Here is a 15477-nt window from a genome sequence, read left to right as displayed (position 1 = left end):
TTAAACCGGGTTTATCCTACAAAGTTAGAATATAGAAAAGAGACGAGAGAAAAGAGACTTGAAGAAGCAAGAGTAGAAATCAGAACTATAATTTTGAATTTTTTAAGCTGACCGCTTATAGCTGAGGGCTTTTCTGAAATTAGGACGGTTTAATTTAGATTTAGAAAGGTAAAAAAATCTCTTGTCAAAGTGCTGTGGAAATCAAGATTTATCCATTCCGTTACGCTTCAGTCGAAATGAAATTTTTTTAAATTTTATAATAGGATTTTGCCATCCCCGACCTTGCAGAGATCTTTTTTTAGATTCAGTATTGAGTAGTTCGTATTTAGAAAATAGACCTTAAATAATGCAAAAAGAAGCAGACCACAACTTTTGAATTTTGGCCCCCTATTGTCACGCCTGGGCACTTTGATACGATTCATCTGATCATTCAGTAACCTAAAGGCTAAGGGCAGCTGAGTGATTTTCCAAAGAAAAATTAATGGAAGCCATAGTGGTAATTGGAAAAGGTATAAAGTGAAAAATGATAGTTAGAATGTAGGAAAGAGACAAGAAGCAAGATACAGAACTACTAATTTTGAATATTTTTTAAGCTGACCTCTTATACAGAACGGTTTAATTTAAATTTTGAAAAGTTGAAAATACCTTTTATACAGTGATATGAAAATTAAGATTTCTCCATTCCGCTGCGCTTCACGTGCCTGCCGCCGAGGCAGGGTCGAAATGACGATTTTTTTGATTTTATAATTGATTCTAGCTTTAAACTTTTTTTTAAATTCTGAACTTTTTTGACTACAAACTTTTTGAACTTTCAACTTTAAACCTTGAACATTTTAATTACTGTTTTACTACCATTAAACTGGCTTTAGCACCGGTAAGAAGATTCCACTCTTTTGAAACCAGTTGCTGACCATCCTCTCCAAAAACTTTCAGCATAGCTGTATTAGGACCAGATAATCCCTGATTTAATGCTTCAAATTCTATGGTATTAAAACCGCTTTGTAAAGTAACCAATATTGGCTTGTAGGAACCTGTTAATGCTAGGTTATTAAAAATCACCTCTCCGTTTACGGTGATTTTCACCCGATCTCCATCTACAAACTCATGATCCCTACAATATAATTCTACAAATTTACCGTTTGTTTTTACATCACCAAGATATTGATCTTTGGCATATTCACCTTTTGCTTTTTTGTCGGCTTTCCACTCTGCTGCAACACGATCACCTTCGGTCAGGAGTCCGTTTTTATCCTGACGCATATTAATTTTAGGCTCCTCCTTTTTCATAAAAATATCTTCGGTCTCATTATTCACTCTTGGAAGAAAGACAGAATTGCTACCGCTGGTCGCCGGTTTTATGGATCCGCCGGTATTCTTGGTACTCGGGATTTCCTGTGCCTGAATAAAATTAAAGGCTAAAATAAATAATAGTAAACTTATCTTTTTCATTTTTCTGCGGAATTAACTTCAGAATATTAATCAAAAATATAGCCAAAAATAATCTATTTATATTGAATTACAGCTTTTTCGCCAGTCAATACTTATTTCTGAAAAATTCTAAAGGGCTTAAGAATAGAATCCTTTCTGATAGTTTGTATATTTAATGCATCTAACCCCTAAACTTTAAATCGATGCACGTTCATCATTTACTAAATAATAACTCTATTGCCAATAAGTTTATTGCCCAACTTCGGGATGTCAATGTTCAGCAGGATCGTATGCGCTTCCGCAGAAATATAGAGCGCTTAGGAGAAATACTAAGTTATGAACTAAGCAGTAAATTACAATATACTACCAAAGAAATTACTAGCCCATTAGGCACTTCTAAAGTTGAAGTCCCTACTAACGACATTGTAATCTGTTCGATTCTTCGTGCCGGCTTACCCTTACATAACGGAATTCTAAATTATTTTGATGATGCTGAAAATTCATTTATTTCGGCTTATAGACATCATCCTAATGATGATGACGAATTTGAAATAAAAGTAGAATATCTGGCCTCCCCCTCCTTAAACGGAAAAACGCTGATCCTTGCCGATCCCATGCTCGCTACCGGCCGTTCATTCGTGAATGTAATGCAAGCTTTAAAACAAATGGGAACTCCAAAAGAAATTCACTTAGTAGCGATCATTGGTGCTGAGGAAGGACTAAAACTTCTTGATGACGAATTTCCGCAAAATACGCATTTATGGATTGCTGCTATAGACCAGAAGTTAGATTACAGGGGCTACATTGTTCCCGGACTTGGTGATGCCGGTGATCTATGCTTCGGAACAAAAAAACAGCATTGATTTTTTCTAAAATGGATATCCAATCGCGAAATTAAAAATAGGACTGCCAAAATCATATGTCCAGCGTTCTCCTTGCGGTAAAGATGGATCGTGCATTGGTGCCGCAAGATCAAAACGAATCACAAATCCCTGAATGTCCACACGTACACCTACTCCGGTACCAATTCCCAGTTCGTTCATGAAATTAGAACTGAACTTTCCTCCCGGTAAGCTATCTTCTTCAGTAGAAGTCCATACATTACCTGCGTCGGCAAAAACAGCACCGTTCACATAAGGAGGGAAAAGCGGGAAGCGATATTCGATATTGGCTTCCAATCGAATATTCCCGGCACGATCAAAATAATCGGTATTCATCAGACCAGGATCATCCTCTTCTTCCGGTACGTTATCGGGATTATAGGTTCCCGGCCCTAGTTGTCGAATTCTAAATGCTCGTACACTATATGGCCCCCCAGAAAAATATTGCTTGGTAAACGGCATAATCTTCGAATTCCCGTAAGGCATTCCATAGCCGGCAAAAAGCCGGGTAGCCAATTTTTTACCTCCGCCCAGGTTTAAGTGATATCTAAAATCAACATCGGCCTTCGCATATTGCGCATATTCTAAATTAAAAACAGTTTGCGGATCTTCCTCAGAATTACCACTGATCAAATCCAACAAATTTCCGGCAATATCCAAATTAGTATTAACAAAAAACTGATGGGTATCGTTTTGATCCACCATTCCGTTATACGTAAAACTGTATAATGATCCTACAATAAACTGCTGATTAAAACTGCTTTGTAAATAGGAGTTCTTTTTCAAGATATCCTCGAACTCGGGAGTAGTATTGATTAAATCTACATAGGTTATAGCTACAGGATCAAAAGAATGGGTTACATAACGATTAGCATTCCAGATGTAGCCAAAAGTCGCAGAAGCAGATCCCAAAGCAAAAAGCTGACTACGTCTTAAGTAATCGGCATTTAAACTGATTTTTGTTTTTGGTATATCATATTCAAAAAAGTCTTCATTAAACTGCCATGGAAATAATAATCTGGGAAAAATCAGATCACTCCCAAGTCCCAGCTGAATACTGTTTAAACCGGTATTATTACCACTCGCCACCTGAACTTCGTAACCAAGCCTGGCCTGAATATTTAAAATCTCACCTCCTTTAAATAAATTTCTGTTGGTTAAAGAAACGGCTAGACTTGGCCCCGCGAAATTATTAGATTTTGTTACGCCCTGTAACTCGGCCCTGATCGCTCGCTTGTTTAATGGAGATAAATAAATATTAGCCTCTAACGCACCTACACTGTCATTGGCTAAAGTATCAACTTCCTGATAATCGATATTGATAAATTTATAAGCGCCAATAGATCCTAAACGTCTACTGGTCGCCCTGGAAATATCGGGACTGTAATAGTCGCCTTCTTCAATCAAAACAAATGGGTCTAAACGTTTTGGTAAAAAAAATATACTATCCTGCTCCTGAAGAAAATTTTTATTATTAAAACGTACTTTATCTTTCTCTAAAGAATCCCGCTTTATACCGCTATTGGGATAAATATTTACTTTTGAAATTTTATAGGGAATTATAGCTTTATCTGGTACATCTTTTTTTACTTTTAAGTAAAGATCAAAACGTTTATTGTCGTATTGATTAGTATCTGCCTGAAAAAGCAAAAATCCTGAATTAAAATTATAGTAGCCTTTTTCTTTAAGTGCTCTATCTAAGCGTTCCCGCTCATTTTTCATATTAGCCAGATCAAAGCGCATATCTTTAAAGAACTTGCTTTCTTCTACCATGGGTTTTATGTCGTCATAAATAAAGAGACTATCTTCAACCAGCTGATATTTTTCCATTTTATAAGGTGTGGTTACCCCTACATCGTAAGCAGCCGTTGCCGTCTTTTTTTTATCATTAGTGTTTACATCTGCACTCACCCGGCTATAAAAAAAACCTCGATTTTCTAACCTGTTTATGATTAAATCCTGGGTATTGCCAATTTCCACGTCACTTAAATAAACTGGCTCTTCACCTATTTTTTTATTTAAAAATTTGTTGATGAAACCGGGTTTTTCCCGTTGAGCTTTGTAATAAAAATATAAACCGGGATAGGCCCCTAAAAATTTAGAATTTGGTTTAGGAACAAGTACATTCTGAAGTTCTAACTTTATATTATCCAAATCTTCTATAGAAGTGGTATCGGGTATTAACGTAATATCCGCACCCCGATAAAGATATTCGTCTTCAGGAATATATTTATCTACGCTACAGGCATTAATCAAACCTAAAGCACATAAAAATATAATGCTGTAATTTCTTATTTTCATTCTTCCTCTTCTTCTTTTCTGGCTGGTTGGTCTTCTTGCTCTTCAGACTTCAAAAAGTTCTTCCACAGTTCTCGATATTCGTTAAATTCCCTTGTAAATATAAGTGCAATACCACTAACGATAAGTTGACCGTCGATAACATTTTCAAATTGATTTCTTCGGAATCCCCTAAGCCTAAATCTTCCGTCTTCTGTAAGCAGATATTCTAAACTCACATTACCAATCAACGGATTGGTTTCCTGCCTTCCGCTATTACTGCCTTCAATATTTACCTGACTTCCTACGCTAACGATCAATCGATCATCAAAAAGTTTCTTTTGGGCGCTCACATTAAGATCTGTTCGCTGTTGCGGGCCATTATCGCCCTGGTAATCGGTATAACTATCTACTCCAAAATTAAGTGAGACACCTGTATCCCCCAGCAATTTTTCAGAAAACATGTTTAACTGATCTGATAGCGCCTGACTAATGTTTTCCCGTGCAATAGCCATCGTCCCGCCATTACTACCATCAGTACCTGCATCTGGATAAAACCTGTTTAGCACCAGTAAACTGAATACCTGTTTATTTAATTGATTTTCCTGACTGTTTAATTGCTGTACCCTGCCGTAAACCTGGCCTCCAATAGCTCCTTGTGAATCTTTTGGCATATCTAAGCCAAAACTTAGTTGAGGTTGCATTAATTCTCCATCTACGTTTAGGTACACCATAAATGGTAATTCCTGTCTATACCTGTCCCGATCATTATCGCTACGACCGGAAACACCGGCAGCCATAAGGGCATAAGCTGAAGTTTCTACTTTATAAATCGCCCTTACATCTAAAGTAGCATCAAAAGGGTCTCCACTCCAACTTACCGAGCTACCATCGGCAATTTCAAATCTACGGCTTACCAAGTTATAAAGACTCATTTCATAATGACCATCGGTAATAGTATATTTTCCGCTAAGTGTTGTTCGACCATTTGGAGAAATACCAAAACGTAAATCTCCATTTCCCTGAATTTGAAGATTATCGTTTGTTTGTTCGTTTAGAATGACATTTATAATCGCTTCCTCACTAATTTGCAATTCAGCATTGATATCATAACCACTAAAAACGTAAGATTGCTCTTCGGTTTGGGTAAGAATATTATCTGGGGCTTCTTTATTTACAAAAACTACGATCCCTTCTCTTTCCTGCATTTGCAGTTCGGTTTCAGGAACTACATAAGTTACATCGGTATTTTCACCCACTTCAAGTTTAAGCTTTAGTTTGGGTAAGTTGAGGTCGCCTTTTAAAGTTGCCTGTGCATCAAAACTCGCTGTTCCATAAAACAGGTCGTTATCCTCTTCGGTAGAGTTAAGGACATTAAAGTCGTTTGCTTCAAAACTAAGATCGAAGGTTGGATTAATAAAACTCTCGGTACCTAACTCGCCATCAACCACAAAAGAATTGCCTTTGGTATCGCCTATCTTGAAATTATTAAAATAAACGCCATTATTATCCAAATCTAGGGTTTCATTTTTAAAAACAAAGGGGGCATTAAGCATCGAAACCGTAAATTGAGCATCATTGAAATTTAGTTTCCCGGAATATTCAGGATTTGCAACCGTACCATTTAGTTTTATATTTCCATTAAAAGAACCTTTACCCTCTTCTAATGCACCAAATGAAAAACCTGTTACCGCTGCCATTTCTACTTTATTAAGATCAAGGTTCATATCCAGATTTGCGGTAGAATCTGCCGCTTTATAATTACCTGTCAAGTCCATATCTACCGCCCCCTCTTTCATTGCCATTTCAAAACGGTATTTTTCAGATCCTTTTGCAATTCCGCGTAGTGATAATTTTCCAAGATCTACACCCATCGATTCCAGCTGTTCAATATTTAAATCGGCCAAAATACCCGTTTTACCAAAAGGCTCTACCAGCGCAAAACGGCCATTCATATTTCCTTTTGCCAATTTTACTTCTGGATTAAGGAAGTTTAAAAAGGCAGCCAATTTAAAGTTATCAAAAAGCAAGGTGATATTGTCTAAATTTCGCTCATTTTGCTGATTTACCAGTTCCATAGATTGGTTTTCCCTCGAAATCCTGAAATTTTCGAACTCAATGGATTTACCGTCATATAAAAGCACATTACTTTCGTTTACCTGCCACAAATTTTTATTCAGGATTAGTTTTTTATTACTAATCTCGTATCTAAATGTATCGTCGTTTTTTGACAATTTTGAAGATACATTGACCAGGGTATCCTCGTCGTACACCGAATTAAAGTTTAAATTGAGTATACGGTTGGCAAGGTTAGCTTTTAACTGCGTTTTCTTTAATTCCAACGGGCCTGCACTAATCGAATTAAAACCAAAGCTAAAGTCAAGATCCTTACGGTCTGATTGTACAGTAATTCCCAGACTATCGATTGCTGCACCATAATAGTGGGCAAATGGTACCTTAACATCTGCATTTAATTTATGCTGTTTTTCGTTAAAATCTACATCGATCTTAACGGTATCCAATTCCTCTAAATTTACCAGTAGAACTTCGTTAAGGATTGGTGCCTGACTTATAGTTCCTTTTAAATACAAATTTACCGGATTATCGACCGTATCGGTTAAGTCGTCTTCGGTAAGATAATTTTGATAATGTCTTTGTAATGCCTGACTAAATTCTACCGGACTTGCATTAGATTGCAGGTTTAGATTCAGCATTTTATTTTTCACCTTTACAGAAGTCGTATCTGGAGTCACAAAAGCTGATGCATTCAGGTTTCCTAATAAATAGGTTTGGTTATCATAAACCGCCACACCTTCTTTAATCTCGGCAGAAGCTTTATACGTTTCGCTATTTCCTTTAAAATTGCCACGCATTTTAAATCCGGTTCGTATATTCCTGTTTACAATCCCCAGTGCGGCCAGATCTGCCCCAGCAAGATCCAGATTTACAGTAACCTCTGGCGAAACTGAATCTAAAACCACATTTGCTAATAAATCAGCATCCAGATTATCATCCCTGTAACTGCTTTTCACATCACCACTACCATCGTTAATATCACCGGTAATTTTCAAATCTGTTATGGGATAATCATTGTAGCTAAAATGACTAATATTGGTTTCTAGTTGTGCATCTAGCGTATTCATTGTATTACCACTTCCCTTTGCCTTTAAGTTAAGGCTTAATTTGCCTAAAGCAGGATTTTGTAATAATTCTCCCAGGCTTAGACTATCTACTTTTACATCTGCCTGGAAAGCGATTTCCTGAGTATTTTGAAAATTCCCTTTGGCCATAATGTCGCCAAGGCTTGATTTTAAAGTGGCATCTGCTTTAAGATCACTTGGGGTTCCCGCCAGGTTCCCTGATAAAGCAAGGGTTTTAGGTAAATAAATTCCCATCTGATTTTCGTCAACAAAATAATTAAGATCAGATTTTGTAGAATTAAGTCTAAAACGCGGAATATTAAAATAAATATGATCGGGATCTGTCGCATTTCGAATTTGACCGTTCAAGGCTACATTTGTTTGACTCCCCCAGGAAATATTTGCTGAAGGGATACGAATATCTGAAAGTTCTCCTTTTGCACTTAAACTTCCGGTAAGCAATTTACGGCTTAATGCCTTTAAATATTGATTTTGTTGAAGCGAGGGCTGAAACCTGAAAACTTCATTAATATCTAGCTGAATTTCAGAAAGGCTGGCCTCTAAACTCGTCTTTTCAGGTTCTTCTATAAAACGTTCTAAGGAAGCATAGTTTAATTTTAAAGCTCCCTGAAGCTGATTGTTATTTAGAGCGAAAATGAGATTTTTCACATTTAAAGCAGAATTATCCAACGTAATTTCCGTGGAAAATTCGCGAAGATCCAATCCTGAGGCTTCCTGAAAACTAACCTGATTAATATCGGCATTCAGCTTGTGATCGGCTAGGGCTATATTTCCTGTTTTAAGTCGAAGATTTCTAAACTTTAAAGCGTTTGGGTTAAATTGACGTTGTTCTATTTTAGCACTATCTACAATGTAAGCAATATTATTCTGCGCTAAATCGATACGTTTAACGTTAATTTTCCAGGCCGGCCAAACAAAACCTGTAGTATCATTTTTAATCGAATCCTGAGGCTGCGATTGCGCCGTTTTGGTTTGCATTCTTAATAAGACATTCGATCTTTTTAAACTTATATTATTAAATTGAATTTCGTAATTGCCAAGATCCATTTTGGGCATTTCTGCGATAAATTCAGGAATATGGACATCGGCCAGTATTCCGCCTGGCTCAGACTGGTATTTGGCATTTACATTATTTAAATTTAAACGATCTACCACCACCAAAGGCATAGGAGTTTCTGTATCTTCACCTGGCGGTAAGGTTTTTAGTTGCCGGTAAACGATCATGGTATTGCTTAGGGAGGCATCTGCGACCTCAAATTGCATATTTTTAAGGTCTGTTTTTCGCATAGCCACATCGAGTTCTCCCAGTTTTAACTGTGCTTCCATTCCGGCTACCTGATCGTTATAATTCAGGATAATATTTTGAAGGTTCACATCCCCAATACTAATATCCATTGAAGAAGAGGTGGTATCCTGCACTTTTGTTTGCTGGGTATTTGTAGTGTCCGAAGCGGCGAAAGCATCAACTAAAAACTGAAAATTATAACCCGAAATAGAATCTTCACGGTAGATATTAGCTTTAAGCCCTTTAAGATCCAGATCATTTACTCCAAAACCACTACCTTTAATAATGGGCCAAATGGGAATATTTGCCTCCAGATTGTGAGCATAAACCAAGGTATCCCCTTTTTTATCTTCCAAATAAAGTCCTTCTAAACTTATAGCTCCGCCAAAAGTGATAAATAAGCGATCGATTTCGACTTCCGTATTGGTTTTGTTTTGTATGGTAGAGACTACTTTATTTACAATAATGTTTTGTCCCCACGGACTTCTGATAAAAAGGATAAGTAATACGAAGAAAATAAGGATACCGGCTAAGATCCTTAGCGTAATCCTCAAAGCTTTTCTAAGTTTTGGATGCTTCTTACTCAAATTTATGGTATGTCTTAATTATTGGCGAAAAATGCGTCTGCAATTAACTACTAAGAAGGCATATTTTAATCGATATTCTTATAATCTTCTGTTAAAATTAAAATAACCCCATCTGTGGAACAAATTCTACACAAGTTTAGAAATTTTCATCACTTTATTTTTTATGGATAGACAATTTATAAAAATAAAAATTTTCTATAAACAACAGTAAGAGCCTAATAAACAAAGGACTTACAGACTAATTAAACTATAGGAACAAAAATTTGGGCAAGTTTTTGAAGGCTCAGAAAGCTAAATGTGAAAAAAGTTTAATAACGCGTTAAATATGCTTAAAACTAAATTATCTAATAAAATTCTGCGTTGTTTTAGGCCATTGTTTGACGGAAACGTTGGGCGTTTTATTAAACTATTAACTACTTAAATAATGATAAAAATGAGAAGAAGTTTAGCTGTAACAGTTTTTTCAACGGCCCTATTGGCCTCATGTGTTTCTAAAAAGAAATATGTAGCATTAGAGGGTGAGCTTGACAATACCAAAAGTACCCTTCAAAAAACCAGAGTAGAAAAAGAAGAAATTGAAGAAAAATATGCTGCCATCGAAGCACGAGTTGCAGATTACAATGCGAAAATTAACTCGCTTAGATCATCTAACGATGAAAAATTAGAAATGAATGATGTAACTGCTATGTCTAATAAGACGAAAGATCGCATGAGAAAAACCATTGCTAAAATGGATGCATCTGAGCTTGAAGGGGTAGAAACATTAGAGGATTCTATTAACGCGGCCATTTCTTATAATCTTAAAAATGAGATTACGGAAGGTAAGGACGGTGACGATGTAGATATCACCGTAGATAAAACAGTAGTGATGATTAATGTATCAGATAAATTATTATTTAGAAGCGGTAGCTACAGGTTATCGAATGATGCACAACCACTACTTAAAAAGCTTGCTGAAGTAATTAATAGCGAACCCTCTATGGAGGTTATGGTAGAAGGTCATACCGATAATCGTACAATGGTTGAAGATTCATGGTTAGAAGATAACTGGGACCTTAGTGTACGAAGAGCAACGGCCGTTGTTAGACAATTACAGGATAAGTATGATGTAGACGGAGCTAAACTTATCGCTGCCGGTAGAAGTAGCTATTCCCCATTAGTTGAAAACACTTCTAAAGACAATATGGCCAAGAATAGAAGAACAAGAATTGTTGTTATACCTAATCTTGATAAATTCTTTGCAATGTTAGATTCTGAAGGAGAAATATAATCTGACAAATTGCAAAAGGCTTTTATTGAAGTCCATAAATAAAAAGTTTATTTTGTTTAAAAAAGGCGAAACCATATGGTTTCGCCTTTTTTACATTTGATGAATATAAATTCATACCTAATGTTATCGATTTTCAGCAATGGTTTTCAGGCTTTTAAAAAGATTTCTTGCGATTTCTTCCTGACCTACTTTAGAATTTAAATTTTCATTATTCGCAAGATCTCCCACTTCTAGCAATACGGAAGGTTTTGTGCCTTGTAAGATTATAAATTTTGCTTCATTAATTTTTGAAGCCTTATTCTGAAAAATGGCAACCAAATCTGCAGCAATTTCTTTAGATTCTGCCGCACTACTGCTCTCTGGATTGTAAAATCCCTGAACTCCATGTTTATCTCCGGCACTCAGGTGCAAACTTAGCAAAAGGTCTGCATCACTGGTCTTCGCAATTTCTAAGCGCTGGTTTAGATCTATAAATTCATCTTTATCTCTAAGTAGTCGAATTTCTACCTTGCGATCACTTAATTTTTCTAAGGCCAAAGCTAATTTTAAATTGATATCTTTTTCTAGAATTCCGTGCCGAAGATTTCCCGGGTCTATCCCGCCATGCCCGGCGTCTAAAAGCACCACAAATTTAGGATTACTCTTTTCTGCGGCAAAAGAGCTGAAAACTAATACTGCAGCAAATAAAATTAATGCTGAAAATAGATTTAATAATAATTTCGTTTTTGATGGGTGATGTTTGTAAATCATGGTAATTCGTTTTTTGGTATTGATAAAACTAAATGAACTGGCCAGACTAGTTCGTTTCGACCGGCAAAAATTAAATATCGTTGATGCATAATCGCTTCTTTCAAAGCCTTGTTTTAAAACTGCTTTGTCTGCTAAAAACTCATGATTTTGAATAATTTCTTTCTTTAAAAACCATAATGCAGGATTAAACCAGAAGAAACATAGCAAAATTTTAACAATTATCAGATCTACGGAATGAAGCTGATCTGCATGGGCCTTCTCGTGGGTTAAAATGTATTCTAGGGTTATTTCATTTTTTTCATCCTCAATAAAAATATAGTTGAAAAAGCTAAAAGATTCGTCATTAACCCTGGAAATGAGAACGCTGTATTTCCCTTGTTTTTCGAAATCTGAAACTTTTACTTTTCTATAAATAAGCGATAAATTCCAGGTAAAGCGTAAGATGAAAATAGTGGTAATTAGACCGAAAATGATCGATAAGATGTTTAATGAATTCGGTTTATTTTCTTCGGAAGGAATTAAAGTTTTTTCGCTACCTAAATCATTTGATGCTGCACTTTTCCATTCTCCTGAATGTTCTGAGAATATTTCTTCAGCATTAAAATCAAAATTTATGGGTGGTAGATTACTTTCAAATAAGTTTGAGATAGGCAGTAAAGGAGCGCTTAAGCCTCCCACCAAAATAAGCAGTAAAAAGAATCTGCTAAATTGATGATTTTTAGTTTTAACAAAAGCTAGATAAATGAAGTAGCACAAGCTTAAACTAAGAATACTTATTATTGAATATGTGATCATTTACTGCTGCTTTTTATCTTTTATTTTTTCCTGAAGAATACTTTCTAACTCTCTAAGTTCTTCTAAGCTTAAATCTGAATTCTTTGTAAAAAACGAAGCGAATTGAGAACTCGAATTATTGAAAAATCCAGAAACAATCTCTTTAAAATGATTTTTAAAGTATTCGGTTTTGGTGATTTTGGGATAATATTGTTTATCACGCCCATATTTTTCAAAACCTATGTATCCTTTCTTAACCATCCTCGAGATCAATGTTGAAATCGTAGTGTAAGCTGGTGCCGGATCTGGAAATTGATCTACAATATCTTTAAGAAATCCCTTCTCAATAGCCCAAAGGTATTTCATGATCTGTAATTCAGATTTAGAGAATTGTTTCATTGCTACATTAGTAGTTTATATACTACAAATGTAGTAATAAAATTTAATAATTAGTTAGTTCTCGAAAATATTCGTCATTGAATCATTTTAATTACTCAAATTTTAGGTTTAACCCAATAATTTTACAAACCCAACGTTATAGAAATTCATCCATCATCCCTTCCATGATTATTATACCAAAGTATACAAAGCTTCTTAAGATTTATAGCTCCAGAGATTTTGAAAATATCTAATCCAGATGTAGAATTTTGAAGAAAAAACTATAAAAAGATTAAAATGAAGTATGTTTTCTGGTTATTGATTATTTGCAGTAGTACGATTAATGCGCAAAAAATAAGCGGATATGTTTATAATAGCGAGGGAATCGTTCCTAATTTTAAAGTAGAAAATAAATCGAAAGGTTTTTTTGTGGAAACAAACCAGGATGGTAAGTTTTCAATTTCTGCTGTTATAGGCGACAGCATTCGTTTTTCCTCTATCGCTTACGAAGCTTACAGTTTTATAGTAGAACAAAAGCATTTTGAAGAAACCGTAGTGGTCGAATTAAAAACAAATAGTCTGGAAGAAGTAAAACTTACTGGCGGTAAAATTTTTAAGACCCCGGTAGCGCAATTGGATGATCAATTACTTAAAGGGATACAAAATGATATTACTAAAAACCCGATTTCATACAGACCAAGCAATGGCAACTTACTTGAAGTACCGCGTTATCTCGCCGGACTTTTATTCCCAAAGAAAAAGAAAGCGCAAATAACTACTAAAGCAACCTACCCATTAAGATTTGAAGATTTTGAAGCCATTTTTAAAAACGACGAGCTTTTCAATACAGAATTCTTAACGAATGAACTTTTGATTCCAAAAAAATACCATAACATGTTTTTTAATTATTTGCAGACGAAAAATTATACTTCAGCACTTTTGGAAGAAAATCAAACTTTAGACTTTATTGAAAGATTAAAGGAATCTGCCAGAGAATACCGGGAAGAAGTACTTTCTAAGCAATAGTTAACAGCTTTAATCAAGAGCATTAAAAAATAAAAATCCCTCGTTTTGCGAGGGATTTTATTGATTTTATATAAAACTGACTAAAATTCTTTATTAATCGCCATTCTTAATTTTCTGGAATAATCTTCTTCTAACCAGTCGCGGTAATTCTTAGTACTTTTAGAAATACAATACGAATATTGCTTAATTCTGGAAGAAATATCATCCTTTAATTCTTTTGCTAAAATCCGGGCGTCGAACACATCCTCACTATTCTCCACACACATTTTCACATGTTGTTCCATAGACCATTCCAATACCGCCTTCGATTTAAGTCCGCGTTTTATAACATCGTCATAGGCCGCTTCAACATCAAAATCTACACTATCAGAATTTGCGAATTGCTGGCGTAGTTCCGGTGGCATTTCATACTTAAACTCACGCTCAATTTCCTCATCACTCAATAGATTTTCAAAATAGAAATCTGGCGAACGGAAAATCTGTTTCCAGTCTACCGGTGCGCTCCAGTGTCCAAAACGTGCCATATTATTACCAAGATCGATCACGTTAAACTCCTTTTTAGCTGGTAAAACACGTGATCCACGACCAATCATCTGGAAATACAGCGTTAGGGATTTTGTCGCGCGATTAAGAATAATGGTATCTACCGTTGGCTCATCAAAACCGGTCGTTAAGATACTTACCGAAGTTACAATAGCATCTGGCGTATGTTTAAACCACTTTAAAATCTCTTTACGGTCTTGTTTGCTGGTGGTATTATCAAGATGTCGAATATTATACCCTGCCTGTTTAAAGGTATAATAAACTTCTACTGAAGTATTAATACCATTATTAAAGATAAGAGTTTTCTTTCCTTTAGAGCGCTCTAAATAAGCATTTAAAAGCTTCTCCTGCATAGACATATTCGTGTACAACTCTTCCGAAGATTTTACGGTATAATCTCCGTTCATACCCACTTTTAAAGCTGATAGTCCTACATTATAGCTGTAAATATTTGCACGCGCTAAAAAGCCTTTCTCTATTAACGAAGAAATAGAATCACCAACGATCAATTCGCGGTAATTATCCTTCATTGGTAATTTAATATTGGAACTAAGCGGAGTTGCCGTTACACCAAGGATAAAACACTTTTCAAAAAACTTAAATAGTTTTCTAAAACTGTTGTAATGTGCCTCATCGATAATTACCATCCCAATATCTTCAAGATCTAGTTTATCATCATGAAGACGGTTATTTAAAGTCTCTACCATTGCTACAAAACACATGTAGTCATGTTGATCTGGTAGTTCTTTTACTTTACTATTTATAATTTTATTCTTAACCCCAAAATCGGTAAGCATTTTATTGGTTTGCTTACAAAGCTCGATCCGGTGTGTTAGGATAAGCACTTTCTTTTCGGTACGCTGAATATATTCCCTTACGATTTCAGAAAAGATTACCGTTTTCCCTCCACCAGTAGGTAACTGATATAAAAGATTATAGTGCTCTGGATGTTCATCTATAACACTAAAAATCTTATCTATATCATTCTGCTGGTAGCCATAAAGTTGCTTATCTACCTTCTTCTCGCTAATTCCTAAATCTGAAACTTCCATATACCCTGTTTTAATCTGCAATTTTGCAAAAATAGCGCATTTTTCAGGTTTATAGAAATTATATG

9 protein-coding genes are annotated in these 15477 nt (G+C 35.4%); 3 read left to right on the top strand and 6 right to left on the bottom strand.

Going from position 1 to position 15477, the window contains the following annotated elements; translation table 11 throughout:
- Positions 1-837: 837 nt before the first annotated feature.
- Entirely contained in the window at positions 838-1449 is a 612-nt protein-coding gene (locus tag ZPR_RS09895; protein ID WP_013071513.1) for a hypothetical protein, read from the bottom strand.
- Between the two features lie 182 nt (positions 1450-1631).
- On the opposite strand from ZPR_RS09895, the gene upp reads away from it, so the two are divergent.
- Positions 1632-2291 carry a uracil phosphoribosyltransferase gene (gene upp / locus ZPR_RS09890; RefSeq protein ID WP_013071512.1) on the top strand — a complete coding sequence of 220 codons (660 nt, stop codon included), beginning with the start codon at positions 1632-1634 and terminating at the stop codon, positions 2289-2291.
- Between the two features lie 6 nt (positions 2292-2297).
- Here upp and tamL read toward each other — a convergent pair whose 3' ends face one another.
- Positions 2298-4610, bottom strand: coding sequence for a translocation and assembly module lipoprotein TamL (gene tamL, locus ZPR_RS09885; protein ID WP_013071511.1), 2313 nt, complete (start codon positions 4608-4610; stop codon positions 2298-2300).
- Positions 4607-9619 carry a translocation/assembly module TamB domain-containing protein gene (locus tag ZPR_RS09880; RefSeq protein WP_013071510.1) on the bottom strand — a complete coding sequence of 1671 codons (5013 nt, stop codon included), beginning with the start codon at positions 9617-9619 and terminating at the stop codon, positions 4607-4609. The genes tamL and ZPR_RS09880 overlap by 4 nt, the downstream gene beginning before the upstream one ends.
- Positions 9620-10052: 433 nt before the next feature.
- Between ZPR_RS09880 and ZPR_RS09875 the strand changes: the two genes are divergently transcribed.
- Positions 10053-10889 (top strand): OmpA/MotB family protein, encoded by an 837-nt coding sequence (locus ZPR_RS09875; RefSeq protein ID WP_041579940.1) that lies wholly within the window; start codon positions 10053-10055, stop codon positions 10887-10889.
- Between the two features lie 123 nt (positions 10890-11012).
- On the opposite strand, the gene ZPR_RS09870 is transcribed toward ZPR_RS09875, so the two are convergent.
- Positions 11013-12434 carry an N-acetylmuramoyl-L-alanine amidase gene (locus tag ZPR_RS09870; protein WP_041578827.1) on the bottom strand — a complete coding sequence of 474 codons (1422 nt, stop codon included), beginning with the start codon at positions 12432-12434 and terminating at the stop codon, positions 11013-11015.
- Positions 12435-12812, bottom strand: coding sequence for a BlaI/MecI/CopY family transcriptional regulator (locus ZPR_RS09865; protein WP_013071507.1), 378 nt, complete (start codon positions 12810-12812; stop codon positions 12435-12437).
- Between the two features lie 276 nt (positions 12813-13088).
- Here ZPR_RS09865 and ZPR_RS09860 point away from each other — a divergent pair, with 276 nt between their 5' ends.
- Complete coding sequence (locus ZPR_RS09860; RefSeq protein WP_013071506.1) at positions 13089-13817, top strand: peptidase associated/transthyretin-like domain-containing protein; 729 nt, start codon at positions 13089-13091, stop codon at positions 13815-13817.
- Positions 13818-13897: 80 nt separating this feature from the next.
- Here the strand turns inward: ZPR_RS09860 and ZPR_RS09855 are convergent, their stop codons facing one another.
- A complete protein-coding gene (locus tag ZPR_RS09855) occupies positions 13898-15412 on the bottom strand; it encodes a DEAD/DEAH box helicase (RefSeq protein WP_013071505.1) in 1515 nt (504 codons plus the stop codon).
- Positions 15413-15477 lie beyond the last annotated feature (65 nt).

The sequence above is a fragment of the Zunongwangia profunda SM-A87 genome, assembly GCF_000023465.1.
GTDB lineage: Bacteria > Bacteroidota > Bacteroidia > Flavobacteriales > Flavobacteriaceae > Zunongwangia > Zunongwangia profunda.
Note: the sequence above shows the minus strand (reverse complement) of the source record. Positions and strands in the feature narration are given on the sequence as shown.

Coding starts and splice junctions, on each gene's coding strand:
- ZPR_RS09855 (WP_013071505.1), bottom strand. CDS start 15,412: ATGGAAGTTTCAGATTTAGGAATTAGCGAGAAGAAGGTAGATAAGCAA.
- tamL (WP_013071511.1), bottom strand. CDS start 4,610: ATGAAAATAAGAAATTACAGCATTATATTTTTATGTGCTTTAGGTTTG.
- ZPR_RS09875 (WP_041579940.1), top strand. CDS start 10,053: ATGAGAAGAAGTTTAGCTGTAACAGTTTTTTCAACGGCCCTATTGGCC.
- ZPR_RS09895 (WP_013071513.1), bottom strand. CDS start 1,449: ATGAAAAAGATAAGTTTACTATTATTTATTTTAGCCTTTAATTTTATT.
- ZPR_RS09865 (WP_013071507.1), bottom strand. CDS start 12,812: ATGAAACAATTCTCTAAATCTGAATTACAGATCATGAAATACCTTTGG.
- ZPR_RS09870 (WP_041578827.1), bottom strand. CDS start 12,434: ATGATCACATATTCAATAATAAGTATTCTTAGTTTAAGCTTGTGCTAC.
- ZPR_RS09860 (WP_013071506.1), top strand. CDS start 13,089: ATGAAGTATGTTTTCTGGTTATTGATTATTTGCAGTAGTACGATTAAT.
- upp (WP_013071512.1), top strand. CDS start 1,632: ATGCACGTTCATCATTTACTAAATAATAACTCTATTGCCAATAAGTTT.